Origin of the sequence: Anderseniella sp. Alg231-50 (genome assembly GCF_900149695.1) — a bacterium.
In the GTDB taxonomy this organism is placed as follows: domain Bacteria; phylum Pseudomonadota; class Alphaproteobacteria; order Rhizobiales; family Aestuariivirgaceae; genus Anderseniella.
Map to the genome: position 1 here is coordinate 2,477,051 of NZ_LT703003.1, position 19,802 is coordinate 2,496,852.

Below are 19,802 nucleotides of genomic sequence, written 5' to 3' on the forward strand. Positions count from 1 at the left end.
CTTCGAGATCACGACTCAGGGTCCTGACCCTAAACTCTTTCGCCGCGCCGGAACGGTACGAGCAAAGCCTGGGGATATTTGGTTTTCCGTGCCATCACGATCATGGCAAGGATCGACATCACATAAGGCAGCATCAGGAAGAACTGGTAGGGAATGAACGCGCCGGCAGACTGCTGGGCGCGAACCTGGATAGCCTCAAGTCCGGCAAACAACAGCGCACCAAGCAGCGCCCTGCCCGGTCGCCAAGACGCGAAGATCACCAGCGCCACGCAAATCCAGCCGCGCCCGTTGATCATCCCGAAGTAAAATGCGTCAAACCAGGACATGGTAATAAAGGCCCCGCCAACCGCCATGAACGCGCTGCCGACCATGACCGCACCTGTACGAACCGCGAGCACGTTGATGCCCTGCGCCTCGACGGCCACCGGGTTCTCCCCGGACATGCGCACGGCCAGTCCGACCGGTGTCCTGAACAACACATACCAGACCATCGGAACCACCAGCAAAGCGAGGTAGGTCAGCGCCGACTGGGTGAACAGGGCCTCGCCGATGATCGGCAGGTCAGACAGCCAGGGAACCGCGATGGGCTTGAACGGGACGATCTTCGGCGGAGTCGTGGCATCCGGCAACAACATCCGGTAGACAAAGTAACTAAGCGATGATGCAAACAGCGTAATGCCTATGCCGGTCACATGCTGCGACAGCCCCAGGTGGACAGTAAAAATCGCATGCAGCAGTCCGAATATCGCGCCGACGCAGGCCGCAAACACGACACCGGTCCAAAGGTCGCCGCCCTGATAAACCCACATCCAGCCGGACATCGCGCCGACCGTCATGATGCCTTCAATGCCAAGGTTCAAAACCCCTGCCCGTTCGCAGATAAGCTCACCCAGCGTGCCGAATATCAACGGGCTGACAATACGGATCGTGGCAGCCCAGAAACCTGCCGTCAGCAGGATGTCTACAAGATCGCTCATGTGCGCCACCTGATGCGATACTGGCTCAGCATGACACTGCACAGCACCGCCAATATGGAAACGCCCACCAGAACGTCGGCGATGTATGTTGGAATATTGACTGCGCGCGACATGGCGTCAGCACCCACATAGACTGCCGACAGGAATATCGCCGCGGGTACCACAGCCAACGGATTGAGTTGCGCAAGCATGGCAACGGCAATGCCGGTGTAGCCAAACCCGGGAGACAGGTCGAGTGTCAGATATCCCTTCAGGCCGGCGGTTTCGCTGACGCCTGCAATGCCTGCCAGGCCGCCGGAAATCATCGCCGTCATGATCACGGTGCGATTGACATTGATGCCTGAAAATTCTGCCGCCTTGGCGTTGTGCCCGACCGCCCTGATCTCGTAGCCCTGCACGGTAAATCGCATCATCAGCCAGATGATCACCGCCATGAACAAGGCAATGATCAGACCGAAGTGCAGCCTGCCTTTGACCAGCAATGTCGGCAGCACACCTTCATCGATGATGGACGCCGCCTGTGGCCAACCAAGTGATGCCGGATCCTTCCAGGGCCCTTCGATCAGGTAGCTGACCACCAGAAGCACGACGAAATTCAGCAGCAGCGTGGTAACAACCTCATCAACCTTGAGGTGGGTTTTCAGCAATACCGGCACAATCAGCAATGCACCGCCAGCCAGAGCCCCCATGATGACCAGGAAAGGCACCATGAGCGCAGGTGGCAGCGTAACCAGACCTGTCCCGAAGAACGTGGCAGCAAGGGCGCCTGCATAGAGTTGGCCCTCAGCGCCGATATTGTAGAACTTCGCCCTGAACGCCACCGACACGGCAAGCCCGGTGAAGATCAGCGGGATTGAGCGGGTCAGTGTTTCATTAAGTGCAAATGCCGACCCGAACGCCCCTTTGAACAACAGCGAATATGCCGTTGGGATGGATGCGCCGGCCCATGAGATAAGCACGGCGCAGATAACCAGCGAGGCAAGGATGGCCCATACCGGCGCCAGCCCGGCGCGCCAGACGGAAACGGTTTCACGCGGTTCAATGACCATTGGCGTGACTCCCCGTGCCTGCATCTTCATGATTGCCATGACCTGCCATCATCAGGCCGATCTCGGCGATTGAGCGCTCACCGGTCGCCAAGGCGCTGCTGAGCGTGCCATGAGACATCACGGCAATCCGGTCGGTCAGGGTCATCAGCTCATCAAGGTCTTCGGAAATCAGCAGGATGGCGGCGCCTCTCCTGCGGGCATCCAGCAACTGCTCCTGTACATAGGCAATTGCACCCTCATCAAGCCCGCGCACCGGCTGGTTGGCCAGGATGAATGACGGTGTGTTCGACAGTGCCCGCGCCAGAATGAGCTTCTGCATATTGCCACCGGACAGCAGCTTGGTCTCCGCATCCGGCCCCTTGCAGCGCACGTCGAATTCTTCAATCTGTTTCTCTGCCCGCGCCCGGGCACTGCTGCCGCTGATGATGAAACCGGCCCGGCAAACTTCGTCCGAACGAATATCCTCGGAAATCAGGTTCTCCCAGATGTCCATGGCGGCAACCACCCCGCGGGCGTGCCTGTCCTCGGGAATCCGTCCGACACCGGAGGCGACAATCGCGCGCGGGTTTCCGGCATCCAGCATTCGGCCGTTGAGCTGAACAGTGCCGGAAAAGTCTTTCCTGAGGCCCGACAGGATATCGGCCAGAGTGCCCTGGCCGTTTCCGGCCACACCGGCAATGCCGACAATTTCATGCTGGTGCACTTTCAGTTCAATTTCCTTGAGCTCTGTCGCGCCGGTTCCGCTGGTCGACACGTCGCTGATGTCGAGAACCAGTTCGCCAGGCTCGATTGCCGACAGCTTGGGACGGGTCACGGTTCGCCCGACCATCAGCTCGGCCAGTTGTTCCCGCTTCGACGACGCAGTTTCAAGCGTGCCGACAATGGCGCCGCGACGCAGCACCGCAATGCGATTGCTGACGGCCAGTATCTCGTGCAGCTTGTGGGAGATGAAAATGATCGCAAGGCCCTTCGCCGTGATCGATTTCAGTGTCGCGAACAGGCGTTCGGATTCCTGCGGGGTCAGCACCGCCGTCGGTTCATCAAGAATGAGAATGCGGGCGTCACGGTAAAGCGCCTTGAGGATTTCCACCCGTTGGCGTTCACCCACAGACAACTCGGACACCATGGCATCGGGATCAACCACAAGGCCGTAATCACTGATCATGCCGGCAAGCTTTTTCCGGCTCGTTGCCTCATCCTGCCGCCAGGACCACAGGCTCTCGGTGCCCAGAGTGATATTTTCCAGCACCGTGAGGTTGTCGGCCAGGGTAAAGTGCTGATGCACCATGCCGATACCGGCATTGATGGCGGCCTGCGTTGACCCGGGAGGCAGCACCTCGCCGTCAACAAGTATGTCACCCTCGTCGGCCTGGTAGTGACCGAAGAGGATGTTCATGAGGGTTGTCTTGCCGGCACCGTTCTCGCCCAGCAGGGCAAGCACCTCGCCCTGCTGCAGTGTCAGTGACACATCATCATTGGCGGTGAGGGTTCCGAAGCGCTTGGTGACGCTCCGGAACTCAAGTACTGGCGTATTTTCCACTCTTCCAGCTGACTTTAGAAGGAGGACTTTGGCTCAGAGTCCGTGATGGTCACGTCCATTTCCCCGGCGAGAATTTTAGCCTTTGTGGCTTCCACCTTTGCCTTGATTTCAGCCGGTATCTTGTCCTCGAACTCATAATAGGGAGCAAGGCTGGCACCGCCTTTGCGCATCATGGTCCACTCTTTGTAGTCTTCAGCCTTGAAGTTGCCGGCTTTTACCTGGGTGATGGCATAGGCTATGGCTTCTTCCATGTGCCAGAGCGCCGACGTGACAACGACATCGGTACCGTTTTCTTCCTTGTTCATGTCATTGACATTGCCGAACGCCAGAACGCCCTTTTCGCGAGCGGCATCAACAACCCCTGCGCGTTCTGCATACATGATGTCGGCACCGGCTTCGATCTGCGCGAACGCAGCTTCCTTGGCCTTCGGCGGATCGTACCAGGACCCGATAAAGGTAACCTTGTACTGGATGTCCGGATTGACCGATTTCGCACCGTCGATGAAGGCGTGGAACAACCGGTTCACCTCACCGATCGGATAGCCGCCGACCATGCCGAGCTTGTTGGTCTTGGTCATCGCGCCGGCAATCATCCCCATCAGGAAGCAAGGCTCGTGAATATAGTTGTCGAACACCGAGAAATTCGATCCGTGCGGCTTGAACGGGTCACCCATCAGGAAGGCAATATCAGGATATTCATCGGCGACCTTGCGGGCTTCCTTGGAGATACCGAACGCTTCACCGACAATCAGCTTGACGCCGGACTCGCAGTACTCACGCAACACCCGGATGTAATCCGTATTGGCGACCTTTTCCGAAAACACGTACTCGATATCACCCTTTGCCTTGGCCGCCTCGAGCCCCTGATGCAGGCGCGCGTCCCATTTCTGCTGGATCGGCTGGGTGTAGATGCCTGCAACCTTGATTGTCTCGGCAAAGGCGGGTTTTGCACCAAGCGTCGTTGCGCCGGCTGCGGCGGCCAGCATCATGTTAAACTGGCGTCTGTTCGTGTTCCAGGTCATTCTTTTTCTCCACTAGGTAGTTTGAAATTAACGCGTCCCGTCGTCCCCCCAAGGCTTTCAGGCAATCCTTCTTCCAGTATTTTTACCAATTGGTCAAATAAATGGTAGCCAAAGAAATTCGGCGAAGCCAGCAATTTTTGGAATGATTACAGGTTTTCCAGCCGCATTTCGCTTCTACCCACAGTTTTCAACGAAAAAGGGCGGCTGATCAGCCGCCCTGCTCCGCAGTACTTGTTCTAGAGGCTTCTACTTGAGCGCCTTGTCGGTTATCGCCGATGTCCACGCGCCAACCGGCTCCTTGGTGATGACCGGGTCGGACCCGCCCTTCAAAAGCGTGCTGACGGTGCGCTTGAAGTCAGCTTCGTCCAGGGCTCCATTGGAGCCTGCGGTAAGCTTGGCGATCTCGCGCATCATGCGCTTCTGGTGCTTTTCCGTCTGCGCACCGGAGGCATCATTTTCCAGGACAATGTCTGCAGCTTCATCCGGATTTGCCTCGGCAAACTTCCAGCCCTTCATGGACGCGCGCACGAAACGCACCATCTTGTCCTCGAAGGCAGGATCCTTGAGCTTGTCTTCCAGCACGTAAATGCCGTCTTCCAGCGTCGCGACGCCCTGGTCTTCATACTTGAACACCACCAGGTCATCGGCAGACAGCCCGGCATCGATGATCTGCCAGTACTCATTGTAGGTCATGGTCGACACACAGTCGGCCTGCTTCTGCAGGATCGGGTCCACATTGAAGCCCTGCTTCAACACCTTCACCCCGTCGGCGCTGCCGTCGGTTGCAATGCCAAGCTGGCTCATCCACGACAGGAACGGATATTCGTTGCCGAAGAACCAGACACCGAGTGTCTTGCCCTTGAAGTCAGCCGGCGAACTGATCCCGGAATCCTTGCGGCAGGTCAGCATCATGCCGGATGTCTTGAACGGTTGCGCAATGTTGACCAGCGCAACACCCTTTTCCCGGGACGCCAGTGCAGACGGCATCCAGTCAAGCACCACATCGGCGCCACCGCCGGCCAGCACCTGAACCGGCGCTATGTCGGGGCCGCCGGGCTTGATTTCCACGTCGAGGTTTTCTTCCTTGTAGAAGCCCTTGTCCTTGGCGACGTAATAGCCCGCAAACTGGGCCTGGGTGACCCACTTCAACTGCAAGGCCAGCTTGTCCGCAGCCATTGCCGCCGTTGCAGCAACCGACATGGCTGCTGCAAGCACGATACTCATGAGTGTTCGCTTCATAAAACTACTCCCTTGTTATGTCCGTCCGCTTCGAATGGACGGATGCCAAAATGTGACGGTACGCTCAACAAGCGCCACCAAACCGTAGAAAGTCGAACCGGCCAGGGCTGCCACGGCAATTTCAGCCCAGACCATATCCACATTCATTCTCCCCACTTCCGTGGAAATGCGAAAGCCCATTCCCACGATCGGCGTCCCGAAAAACTCGGCCACGATTGCGCCGATCAGTGCAAGCGTGGAGTTTATTTTAAGAGCATTGAATATGAAAGGAGACGCAGCGGGAAGACGTAACTTGGTCAAAGTCTGCCACCAGGAGCTGGCATAGGTGCGCATCAGGTCGCGCTGCATGTGATCAGCCGCTGACAACCCCTGCACCGTGTTCACCAGCATCGGGAAAAACGTCATGATGACGACGACGGCCGCCTTGGACTGCCAGTCAAAACCGAACCACATGACCATGATCGGTGCGACACCGATGATCGGCAATGCGGATACGAAATTGCCCAGCGGCAACAACCCGCGTTTCAGGAACGACGACCGGTCGCACAACAGCGCGACCAGGAACCCGGAGCCGCAGCCCAGCACATAACCTGCAAGCACTGCTTTCAGGAATGTCTGCTGAAAGTCGGCCCACAGGATGGGCAGTGAATTTCCGATGCGCTCCCAGATCATCGACGGCGGCGGCAACAGGACTCTCGGCACCTCAAGGCCGCGGGTAAATCCTTCCCACAAGACCAGGATGGCCACGCCGAACAACACCGGGATCAGCAGGTTGACGGTTCTCTGCAGCCCGTGACCGGCAAACTTTTGACGAGACAGCCATTCGTTCAGGCCCCAGGTGCCGAGCCAGAACAATAATGCAAGGACCACGAGCCACATTATGCTGCGCCCCCTTCCGGTTTCTGCCCCATGCGCTTCAGCACGTAAGAATGGGCAAAGCCGACGATCATCACCAGCGCAGCTGCCAGGATTGCCGCAGTAAACAGGGCGGACCAGATCTGGATTGTCTGGCCATAATAGGAACCGGCCAGCAGGCGCGCGCCAAGTCCCGCAACCGCGCCGGTCGGCAGTTCGCCGACAATGGCACCGACCAGTGAAATGGCGATGGCGATCTTCAGCGAAGTGAACAGGTACGGCATCGACGACGGCCAGCGCAGTTTCCAGAAGGTCTGTGCGGGCGACGCGCTGTAGGTGTGCATCAGGTCCAGCTGGGCCCGGTCCGGACTGCGCAGGCCTTTCACCATGCCGACCACCACCGGGAAAAATGACAGGTAGGTGGAAATCAGCGCCTTGGGCAACAGGCCCGACAGGCCGATGGCGTTCAGCACCACGATGATCATCGGTGCGATGGCCAGGATCGGAATGGTCTGGCTGGCTATCACCCATGGCATGACAGACTTGTCCATCGCCTGATTGTGAACAATGCCCACCGCCAGCAGAACGCCAAGCGCCGTGCCGATCGCGAAGCCTAACAGTGTCGCCGACAGCGTTATCCAGCCATGATAGACCAGGCTGCGCTTGGAGGTGATCTTCTTCAGCACAATGGTCTTGTACATTTCCTCGACAACCTGGTGGGCTGCCGGCAGGACCGGTCGTTCCTGGTTCATCGTGTTGGAGACAAGTTGCGAAAACCCGATTTCGGTACCGGCCCGCTCAGCCTTGTCATATTCGAACGGTGCGTTCATCCACACCACGCAGGCATACCAGATCACGACGACCGCCGAGATGATCGTGAGAACCGGAATGGTTTTGCCCTTGCCATCCATGATCAGGCCCAATCACTCGTCATAACTGTGCCCTGCCCTCAAACCCTCGCGCACCCGGTGCGCGATTTTCAGAAACTCCTCGCTCTCACGGATGTCCAGCGGGCGTTGTTTCGGCAGTGTGGTTTCGATGACATCGCTCACCCTGCCCGGCCGCGGACTCATGACAACAATCTTCGTGGAGAGATAAACCGCTTCAGGGATGGAGTGGGTGACGAAACAGATCGTCTTGTTGGTCTTGTCCCAGAGTTTCAGCAATTGCTCGTTCAGGTGATCACGCACGATCTCGTCGAGCGCGCCGAACGGTTCGTCCATCAGCAACAGGTCTGCGTCGAACGCCAGGGCACGGGCAATCGACGCTCTCTGCTGCATGCCGCCGGAAAGCTGCCAGGGATATTTTTTCTCAAACCCGGTGAGGTTGACGAGATCCAGTGTGCGGGCAATGCGTTCGCGGGTTTCAGCCGCCGAATACCCCATGATTTCCAGCGGCAGGCCGACATTGCGTTCGATGGTACGCCACGGATACAGCGAGGCTGCCTGAAACACATAGCCATAGGCGCGCTGTTGGCGCGCTGTTTCCGGATCGACGCCATTGACCCTGATCTCGCCGCCGGTGGGTTTTTCCAGGTCGGCGATCACCCGCAGGAATGTCGTCTTGCCGCAACCGGACGGGCCGATAAACGAAACGAACTCACCTTTTCCGACGGTCAGATCGACGCCCGACAGGGCATGCACGGGTCCATCGTCCGTTTGAAAGGTTAGAGACAGGTCGCTCGCCGACACCACATCGTGTGACATCAAACGCCGCTCGCCGGAATTCCCGAACGCTGCACCTTGCGCGGAGCGGTAATCTGCTTCCACTCCGACAGCGCCTTGTTGACTGCCTGGAACGGCTCACGCTTGACGAACTGGCCATGGCCTTCCTGCGTCTTGACCGCGCCTTCCTCTATCGCAACTTCGCCCCTTGTCAAAGTGTACCTCGGCAGACCTTCAACCTTCTTGCCTTCAAACACGTTGTAGTCGATGGCCGACTGCTGCTTGTCTGCGGTGATGGTCTTCTTGAGGCTCGGGTCCCACACCACGAGGTCAGCATCCGCCCCCACCAGGATGGCGCCCTTCTTCGGGTAGATGTTGAGGATTTTGGCAATATTGGAGGACGTTACCGCGACGAATTCGTTCATGGTCAGCCGGCCGGTCTTGACCCCGTATGTCCACAACATCGGCATCCTGTCTTCAAGACCGCCGGTGCCGTTGGGAATCTGGGTGAAGTCACCAACCCCAAACCGTTTCTGTTCGGTGGTAAAGGCGCAGTGATCGGTTGCCACCACCTGCAGGGAGCCTGCCTGCAGGCCCGCCCACAGTGAATCCTGATGCTGCTTGTTGCGGAACGGCGGTGACATCACCCGGCGTGCGGCGTGATCCCAGTCGGCATTGGCATATTCGCTTTCGTCCAGCGTCAGGTGCTGGATCAGCGGCTCGCCATAAACCCGCATGCCCTTTTGCCGGGCCCGGCGGATGGCTTCGTGAGACTGCTCGCAGGACGTGTGCACCACATAGAGCGGAACACCGGCCATGTCGGCAATCATGATGGCCCTATTGGTTGCCTCGCCTTCCACTTCCGGCGGGCGCGAATAGGCATGGGCTTCAGGACCGTCATTGCCTTCGGCCATCAGCTTGGCCTGCAACTGTGCGACCACGTCACCATTTTCCGCATGCACCAGCGGCATGGCGCCAAGCTCGGCACAGCGCTGGAATGATGAATACATCTCGTCATCGTCAACCATCAATGCGCCCTTGTAGGCCATGAAGTGCTTGAAGGTGTTGATGCCCTTGTCGCGAACCACGGTCTCCATTTCATTGAAAACCTGTTCGCTCCACCAGGTGATCGCCATGTGGAATGAATAGTCGCAATTGGCGCGTCCCGACTTGTTGTCCCACATCTGGATCGCCTCGAGCAGCGACTGGTCGGGCGATGGCAGCGCGAAATCGACGACCATGGTGGTTCCGCCCGACAGGGCAGCGCGGGTGCCGCTTTCAAAATCATCCGACGAGTAAGTCCCCATGAACGGCATTTCCAGGTGGGTGTGCGGGTCAATCCCGCCCGGCATGACGTAACAGCCTGTCGCGTCCAGGGTCTTGTCCCCGTCAAGTCCGCTGCCAATGGCGACGATCTTGCCGCCCTCGATCTTGACGTCCGACTTGTAGGTCAGGTCCGCGGTAACGATTGTGCCGCCCTTGATGACTGTACTGGCCATGATTTCTTACCCTCTCACCCGATGATTTCAGCAGTTTCAACGACGGCATGGAACAACACTTCCGCACCGGCCGTCGACCATTCCTTGGAGATTTCCTCCGCCTCGTTGTGGCTCAGACCCCCGACACACGGACACATCACCATTGCCGTCGGCGCCACCTTGTTGATCCAGCATGCATCATGGCCGGCGCCGGAAATGATATTGCGGTGCGAATACCCCAGCCGCTCGGCGGCACTGCGGATCGCCTGCACGCAATCCTCGTCAAACTCCACCGGGTCGAACCCGCCGATTTTCTCGACCTCCACACTGAGCCCCATGTCATCGCAGATTTTTTTGGCACCTTCCGCGAGGCGTTTTTCCATGTCCTGGATCACGGCCAGGTTAGGTGAGCGGAAATCCACCGTAAACACCACCTTGCCGGGAATAACGTTTCGGGAGTTGGGATAGACCTCGATATGACCGGCAGCGCCCACCGCATCAGGCTTGTGCGACCAGGCGATCTCATCGACCAGGTCAAGAATGCGCGCCATGCCGAGACCGGCATTCTTGCGCATCGGCATCGGCGTCGAGCCAGTATGCGCGTCCTTGCCGTGCACCGTCAGTTGCGTCCACGACAGCCCCTGGCCGTGGGTTACGACACCGATATCCACGTCTTCGGTTTCCAGGATCGGACCCTGCTCGATGTGCAGTTCGAAGAACGCCTTCATCTTGCGGGTGCCGACCTCTTCATCGCCGCGCCATCCAATGCGCTCCAGTTCATCCCCGAACTTCTTGCCCTCGGCATCTTCAATCGCGTAGGCCCAGTCCTGTGTATGTACATCTGCAAACACGCCTGATGCCAGCATCGGTGGCGCAAAGCGCGCGCCTTCCTCATTGGTCCAGTTGGTCACGACGATCGGGTGCTTTGTCTTGATGTTGAGGTCATTCAAGGTCCGGACAATCTCAAGCCCGGCCAACACACCCAGCACGCCGTCATAGCGGCCGCCGGTGGGCTGGGTATCGAGATGCGAGCCGACATAGACCGGCAGGGCGTCCGGATCGGTTCCCTCGCGCCGCATGAACATCGTGCCCATCTGATCGACACCCATGCTGCACCCGGCATCCTCGCACCAGCTCTGGAACAGCTTGCGGCCTTCCCCGTCCTCGTCGGTCACCGTCTGGCGGTTGGAGCCACCGGCAACACCGGGCCCAATTTTCGCCATCTCGTGAATGGTGTCCCACAGCCGGTCGCCGTTGATACGCAGGTTTTCGCCAGGTGCTGTCATTTGTTTTCCCGTGCAACATTGAAAATTTTGATCAATTGGTAAAGATTACAGGTTTCACATCGTTCCTCAAGATGTAAAATGACCGTTCAGGGCCGTAACTCCGACCAAAGCCGGCCTAGATCAGGATGATTTTGGTTGATTCAACCAAAAATCATAAACCTGATCGCTTTCAAAGTGATAGAGCAACTTTATGGGTTTGTCCGAACCCATGTTGCTCTAGAAGGAGAAACATCGTTTGGCCAAGCCCAGAGCTGCAGAAACCCGCAAGCGCACCCGCATCCAGCAGGAGAAGGAAGACCGTATTCTGGACGCCGCCCTCGATGTGTTTTCAGTGCACGGGTTTCGCGGATCGACCATTGACCAGATCGCCAAGGCCGCGGGCATGTCGAAACCGAACCTCCTGTACTACTTCCGCACCAAGGAGGCGATCCATCGCCTGCTGATCGGCCGCCTTCTGGACACCTGGCTTGATCCCCTGCGGGAAATGAGCGCGGACGGCGATCCCCTGTCGGAAATCTGCTCCTATATCCGGCGCAAGCTGGAAATGGCCCGCGACTACCCGCGTGAAGGCCGCCTGTTCACAAACGAGATCCTGCGCGGCGCACCGCACATCCAGGAAGAGATGAGTGACCTCAAAACACTGGTGGATGAGAAAACCGCCATCATGCGGCGCTGGATGAAAGACGGACGGCTGGCCAAATGCGACCCGCACCATCTCATCTTCTCGATCTGGGCAACCACCCAGCACTACGCCGATTTCGACGTCCAGGTGCGCGCGGTTCTGGGGCCGGCCAAGTCAGGTGAAGGCCGCTTCGAAGATGCCGCACGCTATCTCGAGAAGCTGTTTCTGGACGGCCTGAAACCCTAGAACATGGCCTATCGGATTCACACAATCCGCAATGTCTGCTTCGAACCCATAGCAGACATTCAGCCAGACGCGCCTGATATCCGCTATGCCAAATACAGAGATTACCGACGTTTATCTCGGGAGCAGCTGGCCATCCGGACAGATAGAAACATCTGTTTGGGCATCATCGGGAATGTCAATCTGCCAAAGGTGACGGCTGCTCCGTCACATTTATGCCATTTGATGCTGCGATATGACGAAACGTCAACTCAATCTGAGGTTGATTCTATTGCCGAGACGTAACCAATAAGGACGCATTCTGAGAACTTTTCACTGGGGGGCTATATGATGCTGCTCCTGCATTGAAGAGGTCACCAATGCTTTATCTTAAAGGCTCCCTATCCCCGAAACTCAAACCATTTGCCCTGCTTCTTGCAGGCCTCTGGTTGATCATGCTCGCGCCTGTACTGAGCAGCGCACCGGCCAACGCCCAGAACCAGTCGGAAGCTGCTATCCGCGAAAGAGCGAACGCCGGCAAGGTGACGCTCATCACCGGTGGCGTGGACGGTGTTTCCAACACCTATCAGCAACTAGCCGGCGATCTTGCCAGCGTTCTCGACGTCAAAAGCGAGCTGCGTGTATTGCCGGTCATTGGCTACGGATCGCTGCAGAATATTGAAGATCTGCTTTTTCTGAAGGGCATCGATGTTGGTATGGTTCATTCCGATGTCATGCGGCATATGGAGCAGCGCGGCATACTGCCCGGTGCCAGAAACAGACTCAAATACGTCACCAAGCTGTATGATGAGCAACTGCATATTCTGGCCAATACAAAATACACCGACGTCAAGCAGTTGAACGGTCAAACCATAATCGTCGGGCGGCCTGGCACCGGCAATGAGATGAGTGCATTGACTCTGCTCCGCGATCTCCGCCTGAAACCCAAACTCATCCATGTCGAATTCAAGGAAGGTGTGCAGCGGGTGCGTGACGGCAGGGCCGCAGCCATGGTTGTAGTAACCCGTAAACCGTCATCGAAATTGCGCAAGATCAAGGCCGGTTCGGGCTTGCATTTCCTGCCGGTGCCAATGACCAAAACCGTTCTGCGAGCCTATTTTCCAGATCCTCTGACTGCCGAGGATTATCCGAATCTGGTGCAGCCGGGCAAGCCTGTCCAGACCGCCAGAATGGCTGCCATACTGGCGGTATACAACTGGGGAGACAAAACCGCGCGTTATGCCAATGTCACCCGGTTCATCAGAACATTCATCGACAAGTTTGACCAATTGTCCACAGCGTCACGCAAGGACGTATGGCAGAAGCTGGACTTCACCGGAGAGGTCAAGGGCTGGCAGCAGTACGGGCCGGCAGCGAAAATCATTCGCAAGGCCGTGGCATCGCGCCAGGTGATACCCACCGGGCTTAAACCGAAGATCAAGAAGAACTCGGAATTTGCCGCCTTTGTGAAACTGGTCCAGACGACCACAAACAAGGAATACTCTCCGAATGAACTCTTGAAGCTTTATCTCAGCTACAAGGACTGGTCGGAAAAGCAGTAGCGCGCAGAACCTATGTGTACTGCAGGGCTCAGCAGGAAACACGCGGAAGACAACCTGGTCAGGGGAAGTTCAATTCTGACTTCATGGCCGGTTGCCAATGCGTGCAGGTGCCCGAGTTTTCCTGACCAAACAGGCCGGGGGGACGTGTCCCAAATATGGGCGCAACCCTGGCCAATCGGCTCAACAAGACCGGTTCATTCCAGAATGAACAGGCGATCTGGATTGCCGGTCACCTTGTCGGCATGGCCAGCAATAACATAACGCGGAGCTAGCATGAAACGTATCCTGACAGTTTTGGCGCTGATGGTTTTGCCATCAGCAAGCCTTGCCACCGAGATGAAACAGGCGCCTTGGGCGCCCGAAGCTGCCGCTTATCGAACGACCTTGTTCCTCGGCAATCTTAACCCTGTGCCCTGGCAAAAGATCAGGTACAACTGGGAAAATCCCGCCAATGGCGGCACTGTTGACGTTCCAGCTCTATCACGCCTGAACGCAGCCGAGCAGGCCGCCTTGCGTACAGCCCTGGCTGCCAAGGACCGGCAGGCGATGTTTGAAGCTGCCACGACAGCGATCCAGCGGAAAATTCTGGGTCATCTGGCTGCAGCCACAAAAAACATGGGAACAGTTGAAGCTGAGTCGGATGTCGCGCAGGCTCGGGCGCTGTTTCGTGCGTTCGAAGATGGCATCAAGGCAGCCGATCCCGACGCTTCCCGTGATTTGAATCTGGCTTGGCTGGAGATAAAATCAGCGCTGGGATTCCGCAAGGCTCTGGGCACCAAAGCGCTTGATCCCGATGTTGATCAATTTGCCGAAGCGCGCGCGACCATAGAGACCTATCTGACTGCCAATTATGCGCCGGCCGATTTTGCCAACCGTGACCGACTGAGCGCAATTCCCGAAACCGCGATTGTGAAGGGAAAGACAGTTGACCTGCCCGCTACCCTGCCACCGGGATCAAATATTTCCGATCAACGCGAGTTGCCACGGTTGGTGCTGCAGTTCGAAGAGGCGGGCGAGGATGAAGCTAACCTGCCGCTGGTTGCCTATGGCGACATGCTGTTCGACAGCGCCGAGATTTTCGGCAATCCGGCGCGCGAACTTGGAATTGCCTGCTCAACCTGCCACAACCGCTCGGATGTAAACCGGGACTTCTTCATTCCGGGCCTGAGCCATCGTGCCGGTGGCATGGACGTCGACAGTGCCTTTTTCAACCCGCTGTTCAACGACCGCACCGACGACCATCTGGACACACCGTCGCTGCGCGGCTTGCGGTTTACCGCCCCTTATGGCCGTGACGGACGCGAGCCGAGTCTGCGCCGCTTTACCCGCAATGTGATTGTCACGGAATTTGCAGGTAAGGAACCAACTCCTTTCCAGCTCGACGCACTGGTCGCCTATATGCGGCAATTCGATTTTCTGCCCAATCCGAAGATTGATCGCACAGGCAAACTGACCAAGCTGGCTTTGGATGCAGCCAAACGCGGTGAAACCTTGTTCAACACACCATTCGACGGGTTGAACGGGCGGGCCTGCTCAACCTGCCACATTCCTGACCGCAACTTCCGGGATGGCAAGACCTACGACATCGGCAGTTCTGAACCGCCTTTCCCTGGCGGTACGGCGACAGCCTTTGAGACGCCGACCCTGCGCAATATCAATTTCAGCGCTCCATACATGCATGACGGCTCGCTACCGACACTGGCGAGCGTTGTGGACTGGTTCAATGACAGCAAATCGCTGGGACTTGATGATGTACAACGCTCCGACCTGACCGCTTACCTGAAAGCCGTTGGCGATGGCGAGCAGCCCTATCAGGTGTTTGCCGGCAAAGACAGTGAGTTCCGGCTGGCGTTTGAGGAGTTGACGACATTTGCATCCACTCTCAACACCCTGTTGCCGGCTCGCGATGCCAAGCACATTGCCATTCTCGTCGATACGGTTGCGCCGGAACTGGCTGCGGATGCAGACTCCATGAGCAATCCTTCTGCACACCCCATGGTCCACCAGATGTCCAACACGCTGCAGGCGGTGGGCGACGCAGTAGCTACCGGCGACTGGGCAGTGGCCGAAACCCACTGGCAGGAATTCCAGTCCCTGCAGAAACAGTATGACGACAAGATTTTCTGAAGCGGTCACACCGCCAATTGCTGATGGCCGCGTTCGCCTGCCTGGTCCGGCACTTGGTTTGCCGGGAAACCAGGCAATCCGGAGATCAACCGGCCACATGATGTAACCGGCGGAGGTTTCATGGCGCTGGAGTCTGTGAGAGACAAACTTTAGATCATCCGCGCGAACCGGGTTCCCCGCGGATCGGCAGACTGTCTATCGGGCGCAGTCTTGTTTTTTGTCTAGCGGTCGCTGCATTGGTTGTCGGGTATGGAAGCACCGTGCGTGGATCTTGCTTCGGCCTTGGCATTGGTAACTTGTTGCTTTGCCTTTGCCAGTTGATCACGAAGTGTTTCTGCTTCTTTCGCCGCAGCTTGCTGCTCGCGCGTGTGCTGTGTCGAAATCGACTCCATCTTGTCCAGCGATGCCAGCAACTTTTCGTTCAGCCTTTCACGTTTGGCACGGGATTGTCTGAGTTCTTCGTCCAGCTTCGCCGCCTGGTGCAGCAAGCGTTCGCATTTTTGGTTCGGAACGCGTTTTTCGCTTACGACCGACTCTAACGGAGTGCCCGAATGCCCGATCCGCTGTTTTGCTTCTTTTTCCTCGTGAGACGTTGCAGCCAACGTTTCATCTACAGGCTTCGCTGCATTTTTTTGTGCCTTATCCAGTTGAGCTTTCAGGAGGTCGCGTTCTTTACCGGACTTGTCGAGTTTGGCCTTGAGGCTTTCGATCAAGTGCGCAGACTGTTGAAAACTATCTTCCTCTGCCCCCGTTTTGACTTGCGATGTCCTTGCTTCGGCAAGCCTCGTTTCCAGATCCGCAATATCGTTGTCGGCAGCTTGAAGTTCTGCGCGATACTTCTTGGTCGCGCTTCGTGCAGCCAGCAGTTTCCTGTCCTTGGTCTTGTTTGCAGTCACCGCCACGGCAAGCTTTCGGACAGCTTTCTTGAGCGCCCGTTCGGATTTCGCCAACTTGGCCTGTTCAGCTTCCAGGAGCTTCCTGTGGCTGGAGCCGGCAAATGGACCGTTCTTTTTCGACGCGTCCGTACAACCGGCCAGGGTCACGGCAACGGCGCACATCACACCGGTCCCAACGTAAAACACGCCACGGTGCTCGCGGCGCTTTGGCAGCCCTAGATTCTGATCCGTCACGATCGCAATGTTCCCACGTTTCAAACGCCGTCGTTTGGTCAGCAAAACCTGAATGATTTTGCTAAAACTTTAGCTATCTTGCCCTAACGTCGGTAAAGGCCGGGTTCAGGAACACGGTTAAAAAACAGTTAGTGAGACAGTTCCGTCAGATACCGTTCATCTGTGACGATTTCGACGTTCAGGTGCGCATGGTTCCGGGTCCCGGCAAGTCAGGCAAAGGCCGCCTGCCTTGACGATTGCCGATGTCAGGCCTCACATTATGAGCTCATAGGTAAGGGGTGATGAGGGAAGTATGACCAGTTACAATTTGGGGACCTATTCGCGGAAGGTATCGACCAGTTCGGATCAGGCGCAGCAATGGTTCGACCAGGGCCTGATGTGGATCTATGGTTACAATCACGAAGAAGCCATCTACTGTTTTGAGCAGGCATTGACCCATGATGCTGACTGCGCCATGGCCCTTTGGGGCATCGCTTATGCGATCGGGCCAAATTACAACCACGCATGGGACACCTACGACCCTGACGAAAAGGTCGATATGCTCGCCAAGGCAGCTGCAGCGCTGGCGGTTGCAAAGGGCCTTGTCGACTGCGTCACGCCGGTCGAGGCGGCATTTGTCTCCGCTCTGCTTCAGCGCTATCCGGAAGACCCGGCTACGGAAGACTTCTCTGAATGGCATGACGCCTTCGCCGATGCCATGCGCAAAGTGCACAATGACTATCCGCACGACCTCGAGGTCTGCACAATCTTCGCCGAGTCGATGATGAACCGTACGCCATGGCAGCTGTGGGATCTGAAATCGGGCGCCATTGCCGACAACGCAGACACGACCGAAATCATCAAAGTCATCGAAACCGCATTGTCGGACATCGACGGTGCCTGGGACCATGCAGGTCTGCTTCACCTCTACATCCACGTCATGGAAATGTCGCCGCACCCGGAACGCGCCCTGCGCCAGGGTGACCGATTGCGCCAGCTGGTACCTGACGCGGGCCATCTCAGGCACATGCCGACGCATATCGATGTCCTGTGCGGCGATTACCAGAATGTGGTTGATCGCAATGGCGAGGCAATTGTTGCCAATCGCAAGTACTATCAGCACCGAGGGGCCGACAATTTCTATTCGTTCTACCGCGCCCACGATTATCACTTCAGGATCTACGGAGCGATGTTCCTGGGCCAGCCGTCAATAGCCCACGAGTCGGCCGACGAACTGGCCGAAACCCTGCCGGAATCGGCCATAAGCATACTCGGAGATTTCCTCGAGTGCTTCATCTCCGTTAAACACCACGTCCAGATCCGCTTCGGGCAGTGGCAGGACATCCTCGACACACCGTTCCCGGACGACAAGCAGCTCTATTGCTACACCACGGCGGTGCTGCAATACGCCCGCACGGTGGCGTTGGCCAATCTCGGCAAACTAAGCGAAGCGGAGCAATCGGTTAAAGCGTTCAATGAGGCCCGCGCCGCTGTGCCTGAAAGCCGCCTGGTCATCAACAACACGGCCAAGGATGTGCTGGCGGTCGCCGAACAGATGATGCTTGGCGAACTGGAATATCACAAAGGCAATCACGTCGAGGCGTTCGACCATCTGCGTAAGTCGGTCGAACTGGATGACAACCTTGAATACGATGAGCCCTGGGGCTGGATGCAGCCGACCCGCCATGCCCTGGGCGCGTTGCTGCTTGAACAGGGCCACTACGAGGAAGCCGAAGCCGTGTATCGAGCGGACCTCGGTCTGGACTCAATACTCAGTCGTGCTTGCCAGAACCCCGGGAACGTATGGAGCTTGCATGGACTGCACGAATGTCTCGTCAAGCGAGGAGAAAAGACTGAGGCGGCGCACATCAAGCTGCAACTCGACAGGGCAATGGCTCGGGCTGAGGTCCCGATCAGGGCGTCATGTTACTGTCGCCAGAAAACGGCCGCATAACTTTATCCGGGAGGCAGCAGAGTCCACTCGGGGTCAGGAGCCGACATTAGTGCACCTGGGATCGATGGTCGCTTTGCTCGCACAGCAGTCCTATGCTGTTGGCCTAACAGGCAGGTCCGCACCATGGACTGCCGGCTCACTGGTCCGGTGCAAACGCCATGACCAGCATTGCAGCCGCCGTCACCAGCGCGCCGGCAAGAATTGACGGGCCGACCCAGCCGTGCCCGATACTGCCTTCGATCAGGATCACGAAGGCGGGCGTGAAATAGGTATAGGACAACACCTTTGACGCCGGCAGGCGCAGCGAGGCGAACTGGATCAGGAAGAACGTGCCTGCCGTCGTGAACACTGCCAGATAGGCGACCGCGAGCCAGACAATTGCGGGAAGTGCCGTCCAGTCTGTCACCACGATATCACGGGCCCCGACAGCCCCTATCCACAAGGTGGATGCCACCAGGGTGTAGAGTGTGAAATGCAGCACCGGTTCGCCCTTGTTGAACTTCCGCACCAGTGATGCGTAAGCCGCATGGGCTGCACAGCCTACGAAGAAGATCGCCTCGCCCTTGCCGATCTGGAGCCTGAGAATGGCATCCAGGTCCCCCTGGAATATGACCCAGATGGCACCGGCTGCGGCCGTCAACAGGCTAAGCCAGACAATGCCGGGCGTCGTCTGGCGCAGGAACAGCCAGCCGAACCCGGCGCTCATCAGCGGCACCAGCATGAACACCGCCCCGGTGGAGATCGGTTCGGCAATCTGCAGCGCCACGAACATCAGGATGAAGTAGGTCGCCATCAGCGCGCCCAGGATTGCATAGCGCCACACGGCGTCCGGCCTGGCAATCGGCTTGTTCGCAATCGCCAGGGCGACGGCAGCGACCAGAGCGGTCGCGATAACAAAGCGCACGCCGTTCAGTGCCGCCGGTGCAATGAACGGTGCCGCCAGATCGCCGATCGAGAACGAACCGGCGATCAGCAGGGCAAACATCAAGGATGCCAGATGACCGAGCAGCTTCTGCCGGCCTGTGGCAAAGGCGGAAGTGCGCACCGCGGTTTCCTGCTCACTCATCGCAACGGCCTTGCGACAGAGGCGTATGTG

The 19,802-nt window shown here is 57.6% G+C and carries 16 protein-coding genes; 4 read left to right on the forward strand and 12 right to left on the reverse strand.

Translation table 11 applies throughout. From position 1 onward, the window contains the following. Positions 1 to 29: 29 nt before the first annotated feature. The 10 genes from DHN55_RS11770 to DHN55_RS11815 all read right to left on the reverse strand — a co-directional run bounded on the left by DHN55_RS11770 (position 30) and on the right by DHN55_RS11815 (position 11,110). The gene (locus DHN55_RS11770) at positions 30 to 977 is read right to left on the reverse strand and encodes an ABC transporter permease subunit (protein WP_108881452.1); all 948 of its coding nucleotides are present in this window, start codon (positions 975 to 977) and stop codon (positions 30 to 32) included. Next, complete coding sequence (locus DHN55_RS11775) at positions 974 to 2,026, reverse strand: ABC transporter permease subunit (protein ID WP_108881453.1); 1,053 nt, start codon at positions 2,024 to 2,026, stop codon at positions 974 to 976. Before DHN55_RS11775 ends, DHN55_RS11770 begins: the two co-directional genes overlap by 4 nt. Further along, on the reverse strand, positions 2,016 to 3,566 hold the full coding sequence (locus DHN55_RS11780; RefSeq protein WP_108881454.1) for an ATP-binding cassette domain-containing protein: 1,551 nt from the start codon (positions 3,564 to 3,566) through the stop codon (positions 2,016 to 2,018). The genes DHN55_RS11775 and DHN55_RS11780 overlap by 11 nt, the downstream gene beginning before the upstream one ends. Positions 3,567 to 3,580: 14 nt before the next feature. Beyond that, the gene (locus tag DHN55_RS11785; RefSeq protein ID WP_337660201.1) at positions 3,581 to 4,588 is read right to left on the reverse strand and encodes a BMP family protein; all 1,008 of its coding nucleotides are present in this window, start codon (positions 4,586 to 4,588) and stop codon (positions 3,581 to 3,583) included. A 246-nt stretch (positions 4,589 to 4,834) separates the two neighbouring features. Then, the gene (locus tag DHN55_RS11790; RefSeq protein ID WP_108881455.1) at positions 4,835 to 5,827 is read right to left on the reverse strand and encodes an ABC transporter substrate-binding protein; all 993 of its coding nucleotides are present in this window, start codon (positions 5,825 to 5,827) and stop codon (positions 4,835 to 4,837) included. Between the two features lie 15 nt (positions 5,828 to 5,842). Beyond that, positions 5,843 to 6,706, reverse strand: a complete 864-nt coding sequence (locus DHN55_RS11795; protein ID WP_108881456.1) for an ABC transporter permease subunit — start codon at positions 6,704 to 6,706, stop codon at positions 5,843 to 5,845. Beyond that, the gene (locus DHN55_RS11800; protein WP_108881847.1) at positions 6,706 to 7,593 is read right to left on the reverse strand and encodes an ABC transporter permease subunit; all 888 of its coding nucleotides are present in this window, start codon (positions 7,591 to 7,593) and stop codon (positions 6,706 to 6,708) included. Before DHN55_RS11800 ends, DHN55_RS11795 begins: the two co-directional genes overlap by 1 nt. A 12-nt stretch (positions 7,594 to 7,605) precedes the next feature. After that, on the reverse strand, positions 7,606 to 8,388 hold the full coding sequence (locus tag DHN55_RS11805; RefSeq protein ID WP_108881457.1) for an ATP-binding cassette domain-containing protein: 783 nt from the start codon (positions 8,386 to 8,388) through the stop codon (positions 7,606 to 7,608). Further along, on the reverse strand, positions 8,388 to 9,845 hold the full coding sequence (gene hydA, locus DHN55_RS11810) for a dihydropyrimidinase (RefSeq protein WP_108881458.1): 1,458 nt from the start codon (positions 9,843 to 9,845) through the stop codon (positions 8,388 to 8,390). Before hydA ends, DHN55_RS11805 begins: the two co-directional genes overlap by 1 nt. A gap of 14 nt (positions 9,846 to 9,859) precedes the next feature. Next, on the reverse strand, positions 9,860 to 11,110 hold the full coding sequence (locus DHN55_RS11815; protein ID WP_108881459.1) for an allantoate amidohydrolase: 1,251 nt from the start codon (positions 11,108 to 11,110) through the stop codon (positions 9,860 to 9,862). A gap of 235 nt (positions 11,111 to 11,345) precedes the next feature. On the opposite strand from DHN55_RS11815, the gene DHN55_RS11820 reads away from it, so the two are divergent. From DHN55_RS11820 to DHN55_RS11830, 3 genes are all read left to right on the forward strand, one after another. Next, positions 11,346 to 11,978, forward strand: a complete 633-nt coding sequence (locus DHN55_RS11820) for a TetR family transcriptional regulator C-terminal domain-containing protein (RefSeq protein WP_108881460.1) — start codon at positions 11,346 to 11,348, stop codon at positions 11,976 to 11,978. A gap of 356 nt (positions 11,979 to 12,334) precedes the next feature. Beyond that, on the forward strand, positions 12,335 to 13,516 hold the full coding sequence (locus tag DHN55_RS11825) for a TAXI family TRAP transporter solute-binding subunit (RefSeq protein WP_108881461.1): 1,182 nt from the start codon (positions 12,335 to 12,337) through the stop codon (positions 13,514 to 13,516). Positions 13,517 to 13,789: 273 nt separating this feature from the next. Further along, positions 13,790 to 15,643: a cytochrome c peroxidase gene (locus DHN55_RS11830; RefSeq protein WP_108881462.1), complete on the forward strand. Its 1,854-nt coding sequence runs from the start codon at positions 13,790 to 13,792 to the stop codon at positions 15,641 to 15,643. A 221-nt stretch (positions 15,644 to 15,864) separates the two neighbouring features. Here DHN55_RS11830 and DHN55_RS11835 read toward each other — a convergent pair whose 3' ends face one another. Next, positions 15,865 to 16,773 (reverse strand): hypothetical protein, encoded by a 909-nt coding sequence (locus DHN55_RS11835; RefSeq protein ID WP_108881463.1) that lies wholly within the window; start codon positions 16,771 to 16,773, stop codon positions 15,865 to 15,867. A gap of 292 nt (positions 16,774 to 17,065) precedes the next feature. Between DHN55_RS11835 and DHN55_RS11840 the strand changes: the two genes are divergently transcribed. Continuing rightward, entirely contained in the window at positions 17,066 to 18,706 is a 1,641-nt protein-coding gene (locus DHN55_RS11840; protein WP_108881464.1) for a hypothetical protein, read from the forward strand. A 136-nt stretch (positions 18,707 to 18,842) separates the two neighbouring features. On the opposite strand, the gene DHN55_RS11845 is transcribed toward DHN55_RS11840, so the two are convergent. Continuing rightward, on the reverse strand, positions 18,843 to 19,772 hold the full coding sequence (locus DHN55_RS11845) for an EamA family transporter (protein ID WP_108881465.1): 930 nt from the start codon (positions 19,770 to 19,772) through the stop codon (positions 18,843 to 18,845). Between the last annotated feature and the right edge of the window lie 30 nt (positions 19,773 to 19,802).